Source organism: Pseudoalteromonas sp. MelDa3 (genome assembly GCF_002863625.1).
Lineage (GTDB): Bacteria > Pseudomonadota > Gammaproteobacteria > Enterobacterales > Alteromonadaceae > Pseudoalteromonas > Pseudoalteromonas arctica.
In genome coordinates, this window is record NZ_PJBR01000003.1 from 46,457 (window position 1) to 62,732 (window position 16,276).

At 39.5% G+C, this 16,276-nt stretch carries 8 protein-coding genes; 4 read left to right on the forward strand and 4 right to left on the reverse strand.

The genetic code is table 11. The features are described from left to right. The first annotated feature begins 2 nt into the window (after positions 1-2). Complete coding sequence (locus CXF89_RS01000) at positions 3-620, forward strand: HAD family hydrolase (RefSeq protein WP_007583617.1); 618 nt, start codon at positions 3-5, stop codon at positions 618-620. 133 nt (positions 621-753) lie between these two features. Further along, entirely contained in the window at positions 754-1,479 is a 726-nt protein-coding gene (locus CXF89_RS01005; RefSeq protein WP_007583619.1) for a YebC/PmpR family DNA-binding transcriptional regulator, read from the forward strand. A gap of 199 nt (positions 1,480-1,678) precedes the next feature. On the opposite strand, the gene CXF89_RS01010 is transcribed toward CXF89_RS01005, so the two are convergent. Further along, positions 1,679-3,868 carry a malate synthase G gene (locus tag CXF89_RS01010; protein WP_121953537.1) on the reverse strand — a complete coding sequence of 730 codons (2,190 nt, stop codon included), beginning with the start codon at positions 3,866-3,868 and terminating at the stop codon, positions 1,679-1,681. A gap of 241 nt (positions 3,869-4,109) precedes the next feature. On the opposite strand from CXF89_RS01010, the gene CXF89_RS01015 reads away from it, so the two are divergent. Beyond that, positions 4,110-5,711 (forward strand): isocitrate lyase, encoded by a 1,602-nt coding sequence (locus CXF89_RS01015; RefSeq protein WP_121953538.1) that lies wholly within the window; start codon positions 4,110-4,112, stop codon positions 5,709-5,711. Positions 5,712-6,527: 816 nt separating this feature from the next. Here CXF89_RS01015 and CXF89_RS01020 read toward each other — a convergent pair. The 3 genes from CXF89_RS01020 to CXF89_RS01030 form a co-directional block, all read right to left on the reverse strand. Continuing rightward, positions 6,528-8,546 carry a S9 family peptidase gene (locus CXF89_RS01020; protein ID WP_121953539.1) on the reverse strand — a complete coding sequence of 673 codons (2,019 nt, stop codon included), beginning with the start codon at positions 8,544-8,546 and terminating at the stop codon, positions 6,528-6,530. Between the two features lie 152 nt (positions 8,547-8,698). Further along, a complete protein-coding gene (locus tag CXF89_RS01025) occupies positions 8,699-9,433 on the reverse strand; it encodes a 5-oxoprolinase subunit PxpA (RefSeq protein WP_121953540.1) in 735 nt (244 codons plus the stop codon). 1 nt (position 9,434) lies between these two features. After that, a complete protein-coding gene (locus tag CXF89_RS01030) occupies positions 9,435-11,246 on the reverse strand; it encodes a glycoside hydrolase family 3 protein (RefSeq protein WP_121953541.1) in 1,812 nt (603 codons plus the stop codon). A 1,006-nt stretch (positions 11,247-12,252) separates the two neighbouring features. Here CXF89_RS01030 and CXF89_RS01035 point away from each other — a divergent pair. Next, entirely contained in the window at positions 12,253-16,107 is a 3,855-nt protein-coding gene (locus tag CXF89_RS01035; RefSeq protein ID WP_121953542.1) for a S8 family serine peptidase, read from the forward strand. Positions 16,108-16,276: the final 169 nt, after the last annotated feature.

Consider the following 16,276-nt stretch of genomic DNA (forward strand, 5'->3'; position numbering starts at 1 on the left):
ATATGACTACTCAGGTTGAGGCTATTTTTGGAGTGATTTTTGATTTAGATGGAACATTGGTTTCATCAGAATTAGATTTTGCATTAATAAAGGCCCAAATAGGTTGCCCTTGCGAGCAAGACTTACTTGATTACATTGCTCAGTTGCCCTCACCGTATATGCGTGAAGAGGCAATGAATATAGTTCACCAACACGAATTAATAGATGCACAACATGCCAGTATTTTACCTGGTGTGAGTGAAGCTATTCATGCTTTAAAGTCTAAAAATATTCCGATGGCGATTGTTACTCGCAATTTTGATAAAGCAGCGGCAATTAAATTACAAAATAATCCACTCCCTATCAGCACAGTTTTAACGCGAAGCGATGCCCCAGCAAAGCCAGATCCCAGCGCTTTAAATGCCATTGCTACACTTTGGAACATTAACGCCAGAAATTTACTTTATGTAGGCGATTACCTTTACGACATTCAAGCTGCGCACAATGCAAATATGCGCGCGTGTTTGTACGCTCCAGAGTCAACGCCTGCTTATGCCGATCAGGCAGATTACGTTTTACATGACTTTGTTGAATTAGTGACATTAGTTGAGAGTTATTCTGAAAAAATAGAGTTATGTTAAATAGCGTGCTATTAAATTTATTTAAGAATAAGTGCTACGTTATTTAAATTACAAAATAACGTTTGTTCCTAGCCCAATACGTTTTGAATTGGTAAAATACCGCAAAACGTAACGTATTCATTAGGGGCACAAAATGGGCAGAGCATTTGTAGTTCGTCAAAGTTCTATGATCAAAACAGCCAATGCAAAAACAAAAGTAAACTCAAAGTATGGTAAAGAGATTTACGTTGCAGCAAAAAGTGGCGATCCCGATCCCGAAGTAAATCAAACACTACGCCGTCTAATCGAAAAAGCCAAAAAAGACCAAGTACCCGCACACGTTATTGAAAAAGCAATTGAAAAAGCAGCCGGTGGCGCAGGGGAAGACTATTCTGTTGCCCGTTACGAAGGCTATGGCCCTGGTAATTGCATGGTTATAGTTGACTGTTTAACTGACAATCCGAACCGTACAATTAAAGATGTACGCTTACCGTTTACTAAAACAGACTCAAAAATTGGTACTCCTGGCTGCGTAGCACATATGTTTGATCATTATGCGGTACTTGGCTTTGCGGGTGATGACGACGAAATAGTATTAGAAGCATTAATGATGGCTGATGTTGATGTTAGCGATGTTGAAGCCGAGGACGGTAAAATATCGGTATTTGCACCGCCAACAGAATACTTTAAAGCTAAAACTGCCCTTGAAGACGCATTTGAAGGCATTAACTTTGAAGTAGACGAAATTACGTTTATTCCTCAAGTTAATATTGAAATTGAAGACGAAGAAGTTATTGCTAACTTTGATAAGTTTATAAATATGCTTGAAGATTGTGACGATGTACAAAATATTTATCACAATGCCATTGTAAAAAATTAGATTTAATTAGCTAAAGCTTTAAAAAGCGTGTTTTGTGTATGCAAAACACGTTTTTTTACGTTTGAATAAATGTTAGATATTCATGTGTATTATCTATATACCTTTAAAATGCCTTAAAAGTGATGTTATTCTAATTTTAGGCGATAAAAAACCAGCTTAAAAGCTGGTTTAGCACTTAATCTGAACTTTGCTTAAGCGGTTAAAGCGTATTCGTTTTTTGTGCTTTATATTTTATACGGTAGCTATGTAGCAGTGGTTCAGTGTAACCACTAGGTTGTGTTACACCCTCCAAAACCAGTGCAAGTGCAGCTTGAAACGCTATGCTGTTATTAAGGATTTCTTCGTTTGTTGCCATGGGTGTATACGCAGTGTCGTGCTCGTTTTGACCATCAACCACTTTGGCCATTTTAGCCATTGTTGATTTTATTTGCGCCTTTGAGCACACGCCATTTAGCAACCAATTAGCCATATGCTGGCTTGAAATACGCAGTGTTGCTCTGTCTTCCATTAGCCCTATATGGTTAATATCGGGTACTTTTGAGCAGCCAACGCCTTGATCAATCCAACGTACAACGTAACCTAAAATGCCTTGTGCGTTGTTTTCAAGCTCGCTTTGAATATCTTCTTTTGAAAGCGTTTTAGGGTCTGTCATTAGCGGCGGTGTAAGCAGGTCATTAAGGCTCGCAATAGTTCGCTTAGCTATACTTTGCTGCTCGGTAAATACGTTTATATCGTGATAATGCATTGCATGCAGAGTAGCGGCTGTAGGGGAGGGCACCCATGCAGTATTAGCGCCTGATTTAGGGTGAGCTTGTTTTTGCTCCATCATTAATGCCATTTTATCTGGCATTGGCCACATGCCTTTACCTATTTGTGCTTTATGACTTAAGCCACAAGCAAGGCCAATATCGACGTTGCGATCCTCATAAGCTTGTATCCATGGTTGCTGCTTAATCTGTGCTTTTGGAAGCACAACACCCGCTTGCATAGAGGTATGAATTTCATCGCCTGTGCGGTCTAAAAATCCAGTATTTATAAATACAACACGCTCTTTGGCTGCATAAATACAGGCTTTTAGGTTTACAGAAGTACGGCGTTCTTCATCCATAATACCCATTTTAAGCGTGTTTTTAGGTAAGCTTAGCGCTTCCTCTACTAAGCTAAATAAAGTGTTAGTAAACGCTACCTCTTCAGGGCCATGCATTTTTGGTTTTACTATATTAATACTTTGCGCGCTGGTATTTTTAATACCTGTTTTTTTATTTAGGTCGTGCAGGGCAGCGGTGGCAGTAAACATCGCATCCATAATGCCTTCAAATACCGGTTGATTGTACACATCGGTAATCGCAGGATTCGTCATTAAATGGCCAACGTTTCTAACAAACATCATGCTACGGCCTTTTAAAGTAACGGTGCCGCCATCAAGTGCGGTGTATGTTTTATCACTTTGCAGAGTGCGCTCTACAGTTTTATCGCCTTTTTTAAAGGATTCAACTAATTTACCTTGCATCAAACCAAGCCAATTTTTATAAACTTGTACTTTATCTTCTGCATCTACCGCAGCTACAGAATCTTCACAATCCATAATGGTGGTAAGCGCGGCCTCTAACACTACATCTTTTAAGCCTGCTTTATCTGCTTGGCCAATAATGTGGTGGTGATCGATATGGAGCTCTATGTGTAAATCATTGTTTTTTAATAACACTACGGTTGGGTTTTGTGCTTCACCTTGATAGCCAATAAGCTGAGATGGGTCAGCTAATGTGGTTTGAGAGCTATCACGTAACGTAATTAAAAGTGCGCCATCTACTACTGAATAATTAGTGCTTTCTATATGCGAGCCATTAGTGAGCGGCAATGCTTTATCTAAAAACTGGCGAGCGTAGGCCATTACCTTAAAACCACGAACAGGATTGTAGGTATTGCCTTTTTCGGCTCCATCGTCTTCGCTTAACACATCTGTACCGTATAAAGCGTCGTATAACGAACCCCAACGTGCGTTAGCGGCATTAAGTGCAAAGCGTGCGTTACTGACAGGCACAACCAACTGAGGGCCTGCTGTAAGGGCTACTTCGGGTTCTACATTTTGGGTTTCAATTTCAAAGTTGGTAGGCTCTTTAACTAAATAGCCAATATCTTGCAAAAAGGCATGGTACTTAACGCTATCCCACGTTTTATTAGCAAGATGGTAGTCATCTATTTGCTGTTGAAGCAATTCTCGCTTTTCAAGCAGTGCCTTATTTGTAGGGGTAAGTGTTTGAACTATATGTGCAAAGCTTTGCCAAAATTGATGCTCACTTAAGTGAGTGCCTGGTAGTAATTGATTTTTAACAAAATCAGCGAGTTGTGTGTCTACGCTGAGTCCTGAATGTGTGAGAGTGTGGGACATAATTGCCTTCCTTAAACGGTCGCGATGTTGTTGTGTGCTTGTGCGTTAAGGCAACAATAACTCAAAAAGGCAATGTTGAGTGCTTTTTAGCCATTCACAAAATGTATAGCCACAATAACAACTATAAATTTACTAAATCTAGAAAAGGAGCCTAATGTTGAATCAAGCGAAACGGAGCACACACTCCTAGCCACTCTCACAACATTAAAATAATTTACACACTCGTTCGAAGGATTTTATTATGACAACATATCAACGCGAAACAGACACACTCTCTACTCTTTGCCAATCACAAGGTAGCGCATGGAAAGCTATTAACCCTGAATACGCAAGCCGTATGCGTTTACAAAACCGTTTTCGTACAGGGATTGAAATTGCGCAATACACAGCAGACGTTATGCGTGAAGATATGGCTGCATATGACGCCGACACAAGCCTGTACACCCAATCTTTAGGGTGTTGGCATGGCTTTACTGCCCAACAAATGATGATGGCTATTAAGCGCCATCAAAAAACAACTAAACGCAGCTATGTATACTTAAGTGGCTGGATGGTTGCAGCACTTCGCTCTGCATTTGGTCCGCTGCCAGATCAAAGCATGCACGAAAAGACATCGGTACCTGCATTAATTGAAGAAATTTACACATTTTTAAAGCAAGCTGATGCACGTGAACTAGACCACTTGTTTAACGATCTAGATGCAGCAAAAGCGAATGGCGGCGATGTTCAAGCTGTTATTGATAAAATAGACAACTTTGAAACTCATGTTGTGCCAATTATTGCTGATATTGACGCAGGTTTTGGTAACGAAGAAGCAACTTACTTACTGGCTAAAAAAATGATTGAAGCCGGTGCGTGTGCCATTCAAATAGAAAACCAAGTATCTGACGCCAAACAATGTGGTCACCAAGCGGGTAAAGTGACCGTTCCACACGAAGACTTTTTAGCAAAGATTAACGCAGTACGTTACGCCTTTTTAGAACTTGGTATTAATAACGGTATTATTGTGGCACGTACAGATTCATTAGGTGCAAGCCTTACTCAAAAAGTACCTGTGTCGCAAACACCAGGTGACTTAGCAAGCCAATACAATGCATTTTTAGAAACGACGCCAATTAACGGTGTTGATGACTTAAATGAAGGCGACACAGCAATGAAAATTAATGGCCAGTTATGTAAACCAACTCGCCTAGATAACGGTTTATTTCAATTTCGCGAAGGCACTGAAAAAGACCGCGTAGTACTAGATTGTATTACGAGCTTGCAGTCGGGCGCTGATTTACTGTGGATTGAAACAGAAAAACCTCATGTTAAGCAAATTGCAGAACTGGTAAATCGTGTTAAAGAACACGTGCCAAATGCAAAACTGGTATACAACAACTCGCCTTCGTTTAACTGGACGCTTAAGTTTCGTGAGCAAGTGTATCAAGAGTGGGAAGAAGCAGGCCGTGACCTTAGTGCTTACCCAAGCCTTGGCGACAATAAAGGCCTTATGGCACCAGAAATGGATGCAACAGAACTTGCGCAAGCAGCCGATTTACTAGTGCAAAACTTCCAGCGCGATGGCGCACGTGAAGCAGGTATTTTCCATCACTTAATTACTCTGCCTACGTACCATACAGCTGCGCTGAGCACTGATATTTTATCAGAAGGTTATTTTGGCGATATGGGTATGCTGGCTTATGTACGTGATGTACAACGCCAAGAAATTCGCCGTGAGCAAGCTTCTGTTAAGCACCAAGACCTAGCAGGGTCTAACATGGGCGATACACACAAAGAATACTTCTCTGGTGATAACGCGCTAAAAGCCGGTGGTGAAGATAACACCATGAACCAGTTTTAATTCCTAACTAGATAGTGTTACTCAAGGGCCAATAGGCCCTTTTTTATTGCTTTAAGTAAAGTTAGAACATTGAAGCATAATTACAGATCAGACTTTAACTAGGGCGTGTTGATCTTTGTGGATTGAAATTTGTTCAATCTAGGGGCGATTAAATCGCGGCGCGAGGTTTGTAACCTAGTGGGCTAAGTAAAAACCGAGCAACAAAGAGTTTATCGCCCCTAGAAAGAACCCAAAGGGCAGCGCATGTTTGGTATTTATGCTACGTTATCGCCTATTCATGGGGAATAACCACACTACATAAGCTCCGCCTTGCCTAAAAACCAAACATACTGCTGCAAATTAACCCACCAAAGTTCAACACGCCCTTGCCAAATAATTTTGGATCACTATTTAACTACCTGAGTGAATTTACAGATCAGAGTTTAACTAACCTTTCATAAAACGGCATATTTGGGGTGATTTTGCTGTAAAAAGCGTTTACAACAACTTTAAAAGGCAGGTAAGTGACTGATTTTTGCTTTAATAGGCAAACTTAGCGAATTTATAAACCGATTTTTTACTAACTTCTCTGTGCTATAAAACAAAATTTTACTAACTGATAGGCTATAAACAGTGACTCAAACCGATTTTTTACCAACTCAAGTTACAAAAAATGCTATAAACCGAAATTTTACTAACTGAAGTTTTAGCTAAGTCCGATATTTAACTGTCACAGAAGTGTAAAGGGGGTTTACAGTTTGAATACTAAGGCGGTAAATACAAAAGCCACTTATTTGAAGTGGCTTTTATTTGAGCTATAAATTTATTACCCAGAGTTTATTTAGTGTGTTTATCAAACCACCATTGAATATAAGCTACTTTAGTCATTAAGTTTGATGGGCGAGCTGTAATACCATGCGATGCATTAGGAATGCGCACCATTGCAGTATCAACGCCTTGTAGTTTTAATGCCTGATAAAACTGCTCAGTTTCTGATATTGGTGTACGGTAGTCAGATTCGCCAGTGAGCAACATAGTAGGAGTTTTAACGTTTCCAACATAACTAATAGGCGAGCGCTTCATGTAATGCTCGATGTGATCCCACGGTTTACCCGGAAACCAGTAATCAGCAAAAAACGGGTAAAAATCGGCAGTTAGTACAAAGCTGATCCAATTAATAACAGGCTTAGCAACTACAGCCGCAGCAAAGCGATCGGTATGACCTACAATCCAAGCTGTTAGTACGCCACCGCCAGAGCCACCGGTTACAAACAATTTAGACTCGTCAATAAAGCCTTTCGCTATTAGCGCATCAACGCCAGTCATTAAGTCATCAAAATCGTTACTTGGATAATTATGATGAATAGTTTGTGCAAACTCTTTACCGTATGAATCACTACCACGTGGGTTCATGTATAAAACGACATTTCCTTTGGCTGCAAACAGCTGAATTTCAGCGCTAAAGTGTGGACCGTAATTAGCTACTGGACCGCCATGTATTTCTAGTATTAGCGGATATTTTTTGCTGCTGTCAAATTCTGGTGGGTAAGCAATCCATCCTTGAATAGGCAGCTCATCGTGACTTGATTTAATCCAAATTTCTTCCACTTTAGCCAAAGCTTTGTCGCCCAATGCATCTGCATTAAGGGTAGTTAAACGCTGCGCTTTACCGCGTTTAATTGTTGCTATATCAGCAGGGCGCTGAGTATCGGCAAGGGTAAAGGCTACTTCGCCATCTTCGCTTACATCAAAGTCGCCACCAGAATAAGGGCGACCAAAGGCAACACTGCCAATTTGGGTTGTTATAATTTTACGCTTGCCGCTGCGTGGTTGATAGGCGAGGGCAGTTTGACCTTTATCTGCATAGCTAAAGTATATGCCTTTGGAGTTTGCACTCCATTTTATTTGACCTACGCTACGATCAAAATCTGGCGTTAAGCTAGTTGTGTTACCTGTTTTTAAATCACGAATATAAAGCTGAGCGTTTTCGTAGTTAGTGCGTTTATCATCGTAACCTGTGTACGCTAAGTAACGACCATCGGGCGATACTTTAGGCTGCTCGTCAGGACCATTTCGGTCAGTAATTTTAGTTATATTTTGCGAAGCTAAATCGAGTTTATAGATTTCACTGTTCGTGGGTTTTAGCTGGTTGTTTGTGTGCCTGTTCGCAGAAAAATAAAGCGACTTACCATCGTTACTAAAACTTACATCGCCTGCGCTATCAAATTCATCATGAGTGAGTTGTTTGGCATTACCACCGTTAGCGTCTATGGAAAATAATTGGCTAAAACCTTTTTGTGTGTAACCGCCACCATCTGAACGATAATAAACATTATCGATGAATTTAGCGGGTTCTGCCCAGGTTGCGCCTTTTGGTTTGCCTGGTAAGCTCACTGGCGGTGAATTAGCGCTTGGAACAAACATGCTAAATATTAGCTGGTTAGAATCAGGGTTCCATGTAATCGAACGTGGACTACTCGTTAAGTTACTAATTTTTGCCATAGCACCTGTTTTAAGCCATTTTATATATATTTGGCTGCTGCCATCGCGAGTTGATATAAACGCAAGGCGTTGACCATCAGGAGAGAGGACTGGCGAATAATCCATATGCACGCCAGAGGTTAGCGGTTGCATTTGTTTGGTTTTGTAATCAACAGACCAAATATTACCAACTTTGCGATCTGTTTTTATATCCATGCGGTTACGCACAAAATAAACAGTTTTACCGTCTTCGGTTATATCTATTTGATTGGCATATTCTAAATTAAACACGTCTTGCAGTTGTAGTGTATTTGTTTCAGCGTAGGCTAAATTGCTACAGCCTAAAATGAGGCTAAGTGTTAAAAGCTTTTTCATTTTAATCCCTGTTGTTACTTTTTTAATTTGCTAAGTAGTTATATGTTAGGGATTATTAAATTAACAGTAGGATGCGATGAAGCTCTTATTTAACTCTATGAGTTAAAGCTGTAAAGGGGGTTTACAGCTTCTATTTGAAGTTGTGTAAAAGTTTAGTTAGCTGAGTTACAAAGGGCTTTTATATCTTTTATAAGCGCTATGCCATCAGCATTGTCGCCATGTACGCATAAGCTATCGGCGTTGAGCGTTAGTTTTTTTCCAGTTCGTGTTGTCACGCTGCCATCGGATAAAAGCTGAGTTACTTGTTTTAGTAATGCAGCTTTGTTGTGAACGCTACCCTCAAGTGTTCGTGACACTAAATGCCCGTCGTCGGTGTACTGCCTGTCGGCAAATGCCTCGAGTATTAGATCAACTCCTGAGCCTTTAGCTATTTGAATGTGCTTATTGGCATTTTTAGTCGCTAAGACCATTAGTTTCAAATCTATTGGGTAGCTAGCAATTGCATTTATAACGGTTTGTAATATTTGCTCATCAGCCATCATGTCGTTATAAAGTGCGCCATGCGGTTTAACATAGCTAAGTGTTAAACCTTGTACTTTTGCCATGCCCTCAATAGCGGCTATTTGATAATGCAGGCAATTTGTAAGCTCTTTTTCGCTAAGTACCATTGAGCGCCTACCAAAGCCTTGCTTATCTGGGTAGCTTGGGTGAGCACCAATTTGTACGTTATGTTGCTTGGCAAGTACAAGAGTGTTTGCCATTACGTCGGCATCACCTGCATGGAACCCACACGCAATATTAGCCATATCAATATGTGGCATAACGTCATCGTCTAGCCCCATTTTCCACGCGCCAAAGCTTTCGCCTAAATCACAATTGAGCTTCATATTAGTGCGCCTTTTGCGGTTTTATTGTGACAGGTAATACGCCGTTAGCCGGTGCTTCTCCTAGTAACACTTTTGCAAGTGCGGTAAAAGCGGGACCAGACACAATATCGTTTTTATCTACATCAATATTATATGCGTAAGATGCAAGTACAGCATTTGCATAATTGCCAAATTTAGCAATGTCGTAAGGCGCTCTTAGGCTTATAAAAACAGTGCTTTTATTACTCTGCTTTGCCATCTTTAATAATGACTCAAGTGCTTTTGGTTGCTCTGCATTATTAAGTGCAAAATTAGGATCGTCTTTTAAATCATCCATACCGCCAATTTCTACCGCACTTTGATTAGGCGTTGCATTGCCGGCTATAACTACATCAGCAGCGTGTATTTGTGTTTTAGCTTGTGCAGGGTTAAACCCTTGTAGGCTGCTACAGCTATAGTTTAGTTTTTGCTGGCTGGTAGCTTCAATCGCTTGCTGCATTGCCATACATTTACGCGTGTCTGGCATAATAATATGAACATTACTTCCTGCTTTTAAATTAAGCGGCAAAGTACTGTTATTATTTTTAACCTGCGTTATTGCCTCTACAGCAAGCTGCGCTTCTATTTCGCGATGTGCTGCACTGCCGATTGTTTGCTTTGCATTTATGAGCGCGGTAATAGGGTCAAAATTAGTGCTTAACCTAAATTTATTTTTAAGCGTAATTATACGCATCGCTGATTGTGCTACTTCTTGCTCGTCAAGTTGGTTTGATTTAACCGCTGCAACAAGCTCTTTAATAAGGTCATCGAGCTTGTTTAAATCATCCGGCGTTCTAATTTCAACGGGCATTAGGGCAATGTCAGCCCCAGCCGCAAACGTATTTATTACCGCTTGAGTTGGTGTGAAAAAGTTACTAATGCCAGCCATATCAAGCGCATCAGTTACTACAACACCTTGGTAATTAAGCTCACCACGTAAAATATCAGTAATGATTGCACGCGACATTGTTGCCGGTTTTATCATAGTTTTGCCATTAACACTTATGAACGTTTTGCTATCGAGGGCAGGGTATTGAATATGCGCCGTCATTATCATGCCTGGGTTTTGCTTGGCGATAATGTGCTTAAACGGTGCTAAGTCTTGCTCGTAAATAACTTCTTTTGCATGGTTTACTTTAGGCAAACCTGTATGACTATCTACATTTGTATCGCCGTGGCCTGGAAAGTGCTTTAACGAGGTAATAACACCGTTGTTCTCAAATCCTGCAACCTGTGCGGCGCCCAATTTACTCACTAATGCTGGGTTTTCACCAAACGAGCGTACATTAATAACAGGGTTATCGGGGTTCATGTTTACATCAACCGTGGGCGCGTAGTTTACATTGATACCCAGCGAGTTTAGTTCTTTAGCTATAACAGTTGCTGTTTTTGTCGCAAAGCTCGTACCGTGTTTTTTGTAGGTTGCGCCAATCGACATATTACCGGTAAATGAGGTGGCAACATCGCGTGGTAAACGCGCTACACGTCCGCCTTCTTGATCTATTGATATAAATAGAGGCAGCTTACTACTGGATTTACTTGCAGCTGTTTGCAATTGGCTATTAAGCGTAATGGTTTGTTCTATTGATTGGGTATTTTCAGAAAATAAAATAATTCCACCAATATCGTATTTAGCAATAGCGGTAGCAAGCTCATTAGGTAACTCGGTCATTGGAGTTCGGCATTTATTACTTGCTCCTTGCTGGCAAAAGTAGCGAAAGTCGAGTATTAACTTTTGCCCAAGTTGTTGTTCAAGAGAAAGCACGGGTTTAGCAAGCGAGGATTGTAATGGCATTAAACACCCAGATAAAAAAACGATAGACGGTACAATACACTTATTTAGCAAAACACACTCCAAGGCTAAAAAGTAGATAAATGTATGCAGCTTAACTACTTTTCAGTGCAACTGCAAAGCCATACGCTAAGTGTTTTTACTAATTCAATAGGTGCTTAAGGTTTGTATTTATTAGTAACTTAATTGCATATGAGCGCTATAGTTGGCATGTAAATAAAATATATATTGTTAGGTCGAGTTTATCTTTTGAGGTTGAATTTACTGCTGTGTGTTTGGTTTTTTGACAAGGTGAGGCTTATGCAGTGTAATTATTCGCTATAAATAGACAATAACAAAATATAAAGGGAAACATGCCCTAGCTTCATATTTTTTACGTTTTTTGCATGCAACACAGTTGCTTTCATTTACCTCTATACAGATTAAAAGTAGCAGCTTAATTTAGGCCTGTTGACACTAGGCATAGCTTGCAAGAGTATCTCAGGATTAAGCAAACTGTAACTATATAAGATGGACAAACTCTAAGTTCAATGATGGCAGGGTGATAAAATATGCATTTTTTATAGATAGAATTTCAATAAAAGCCAAGCCAGTATGTTTCATCTCAAATAAAATAACGTATTCAAATATACATCATGTAAACGAATGTAAACCTTTATTTTTGCAATTAATGAAATTTAGTTAACGGTTTATTTAAGCTTGTTCATTGGCGAATTTGGAACAAAATAAACATAAACCCCTTACAAATCAGGAGTTAACTCCCCTTTATAAATTACTCTTTTTGATCATTGTATGTTTTATTAGTCTATTTAAGCACCTACTTTTTTACTTTTAAAATTACAGTATTCATAAACTACAACCAAAGCCAAAGCACACCATATTTACATTCTAATGACATGTGTTATCTTTCAAAGCAACCTTATTTATTTTAATTTAAATTCACTTAAATTTTTTAAATAAATTACCAAAAATAATAATTACATGCGTACAAAAGCGCAAGGAGTGTTCAGTGAAGACCCAAGTAGCATTAGCTGTTTCAGCAGCTCTATTAACCGTATCGTTAAGCTCAGCAGCCGGCGGAAGCAGTGTTCATCAACAAATAGCACTTGCAAAGTCAGCAGTCGACAAAACTAAAACATCATCTACTTCAACTACTCGTGTAGCTAAAGCAATAAAAAAAATCGTTGTTGAGCCTGATTTAGCATCTGGTGAATATACTTATATTGTTCGCCTAGCAGATCTACCGTTAGCGACCTATGATGGCAGCGTTGTTGGTTTTGCTGCTACAAGCCCTAAAATAGCAAAAAAAGAACTCTTTTCAAAATTAGCTAATAGCAAAATGAGCTCGCAACAGGTACGTAATGAATTACGTTTAGATGTTAAATCTACTGACGCGGTTCAATACACCAACTACCTTGAAGATAAACAACAAAGTTTCCTTTCTAAAGCGCGCCTTTCATTAGGTAAACAAGCAAACGTTGTATATCAATACAAAAATGCATTCAACGGTGTTGCTATGCGCTTAACTCAAGAGCAAGCTGTAAAGTTAGCTGCTTTAGATGGCGTTGATTATATTGAACGTGAACGTATGGAAACAATGGATACTGACACCGGTCCTATTCATATTGGTGCCACCCAAGTATGGCAAGGCGAAGGTAATTCAGCCACTAATATGGGTGAAGGCGTTATTATTGGTGTAATTGATAGTGGTGTAAATACAGATCACGACTCATTCGCTGACATTGGCGGTGATGGTTACGACCATACTAACCCTTGGGGTGCTGGTAATTACGTAGGTGATTGTGCAGGTGACTTTGTTGAACTATGTAACGACAAATTAATTGGCGTACGCTCGTATGCAAGTGTTACTGATAACTATGACGATGTAGAAGTTTTTGGTACTACACCGCCAGCTAAAAATGGTGAAGATTACGGCGGTCACGGCTCACACACAGCAAGTACAGCAGGCGGTAATATTTTAAAAAATGTACCGTTAATTGCACTAGAAACTGGTGTATTAGAAAGTGATGGTATAGTTAATGATACATTTTCGTTTGAACAAATATCAGGTGTAGCACCGCATGCCAATATTGTTGCTTACCAAATTTGTAGCCCTGGTAATACCGATGATAAATATACAGGTTGCCCTAGTGCAGCTATTGTTGCCGCTTTAGATGATGCGGTTGCTGATGGCGTTGATGTTTTAAACTATTCAATTAGTGGTGGTGGTAACCCTTGGGCAAGTTCTACTGAACTTGGTTTCTTAGCAGCACAAGAAGCGGGTATTTTTGCCGCAGTATCTGCTGGTAACGATGGTCCAGAAGCGTACACAACATCAAAAAATGCACCTTGGTATACTGTTGTTGGTGCTTCAACGCATGGTAGATCATTAGATAGCTTTGTTACATTTAACGATGAAGCGTTTGCATATTCAAACGGCACAGGTCCTATATTTACTGAAATTGTGACGGCTCCTCCTATTACGTCTTTATCTGTTGATGCAAATAATTTTGAAGGCTGTAGTGCTTTTGCTGCTGATTCATTTAAAGATGCTGTTGCTGTAATTAGTCGTGGTGCATGTGCATTCTCAGATAAAGTTGCTAATGCAACTGCTGCAGGCGCTGAAGCCGTTATTATTTACAATAATACAGATGGTGATACACGTCTTACTATGTCAGGCTTAGAAGGTACAACTATTCCTGCTGTAGCTATATCTGAAAACTCAGGTAAAGATTTATTAGATGCATTAGCTTCTACTTCAGGTATGACAATTTCTATCGACCCTGCAATCACTTTGGTTGTTGGTCAAGCTGATGATATGGCTGACTTCTCATCTCGTGGTCCTAACAGCACTACTGCTGATATTATGACTCCTTCTGTTACAGCGCCAGGTGTATCAATTTACGCGGCTTACAATGACCAAGATTTTGGTAATGATGTAACAGCCCCTTCTCCTGGTGACTTTGCCTTCTTACAAGGTACATCAATGTCAGCGCCTCATACTTCGGGTGCTGGTGCAGTATTAAAATCTGCACATCCAACATGGACACCAGATAACATTCGTTCAGCATTAATGATGACGGCTACAACCGATGTGCGTAAAGAAGACGGTTCAACACCAGCTGACGTATTTGATATGGGCTCAGGTAGTATTCGCGTTAATTTAGCGACTAATACTGGTCTTATCATGGATGAAACGTTTGGTAACTACATGAAGGCAAACCCTGCAACGGGTGGCGTTCCTTTATCACTTAACATTCCTTCAATGACAAATACACAATGTATTGATACATGTACTTGGACTCGTACATTTACAGCAACTAAAGATGCGAACTGGACTGCAACTCCAGTATCAACATCTAATAATATGTCATTAACTGTTTCACCAACTAGCTTTGATATTGAAGCAGGCGAAACACAAACCGTAACTGTAACTGCTGATGTAAGCGCATCTGCTGCAGATGTATGGAACTTTGGTAGCCTTGAACTAACTTCAGCCGGTTTACCAGATGCTCATTTGCCTATTTTAGTGCAAGTAGCTGAAAGTAATTTACCAGAAGCATTATCAATAGCGGCATCTCGCTCAAGCGGTACTTATACATTCACTGATTTAATGTCTAAAAGTTTGAATAATATTGAAGTTGGTGTATTTGATAAAAGCTCTAACTTAGTTGAACCACAAACAGTATTTGTTGAAGATGGTGGTTTAGACTTTGTAGTACTTACTTTTGATGAAGTTGTACCGAATGTAGTATTTAGTACTTCATCAGCAACAGCGCCGGACATTGATTTACGAGTTTTAGATAGCGAGTTTAATAACATTGGTAGCAGTGCTGGTCCTAACTCAAACGAGTCATTAACATTCCTTAATTTACCAGCTGATACTTATTACATTGTAGCAGACGGTTACACTGCCTCAGCACCAGGTGCAACAGATGAAGTTGTAATTAGTGCAGTATCAATCTTAACAAATGACGAATCTAAAAGTGACACTGTTAGTGCTGCCGTTGAAGAAAGCAATGGTTCGTTTGACCTAACAGTTGCATGGTCTGATAACAGCGGTAGTAGCTCATTACTGTCATTGAAATCAGGTGATGGTTCTACAGAAGTTCAAATCCCATTAACAGTATCGTTTGCTAATGATGAAGTAACTGAAACTGTATCTACTGAGTTAGCTGCTGGCAATCAAGAAATGATCGCAGGTAAAGCGCAATCTGTAAGTTTTGATATAGAGCCAAACTTTACCAATGCAGATAAAGTTTATACATTAAAAGCAATGGTTACCGAAGGTCAAGAAATTGCCAATGTAACTAATGATGGTGTTGTAAGCGGAAATATTGCTGAGTGGACTATTACTCGTAAGGCTGGCGAATCAACTGAGTTACTATCTGTAGGTTTTGATTTAATTCCTAGAGAAGTAGGAACTGAAAAAGAGCTAACACTTACAAATACGATTGGCGATAGTACTGTTTCATCTACTTATAGCTTTGGTGTTAATGAAGCTGCACCTGTTGCTGTAATTACAGGTACTTCAAGTACAACTGAAGGTGATGTTGTTATATTTGATGGTTCTGGATCAACAGATGCAAATAATGACGAACTAACTTATACGTGGACTCAGTTATCTGGTACACCTGTTACTATTATTTTATCTTCGGCTTCTGAAGTTAAATTTAATGCACCTAAGGTATCAAGCGATGAAACTATCTCGTTCCAATTAGAAGTTAGTGATAGCAAAGGTAATACAGATACAGCTGTTGCATCAACGTCTATTATTAATAAGAGCTCAAGTGGTTCATTTGGTTGGTTAATGGCCTTGCTTACACCATTGTTGTTCGCACGTCGTAGAAAAAATAATTCGTAAGATTAAATACGTACTATAAATAAAAACCATTAGTTTCATTTGAAGCTAATGGTTTTTTTATTACTTTCTGGAGGATAAAAAATGGCAATGTTGGAATATATTATTTATCACGCCATACCCTAACGCATAGTCGCTAAATTAAACAAACCAACTTAATTAAAAACACTTA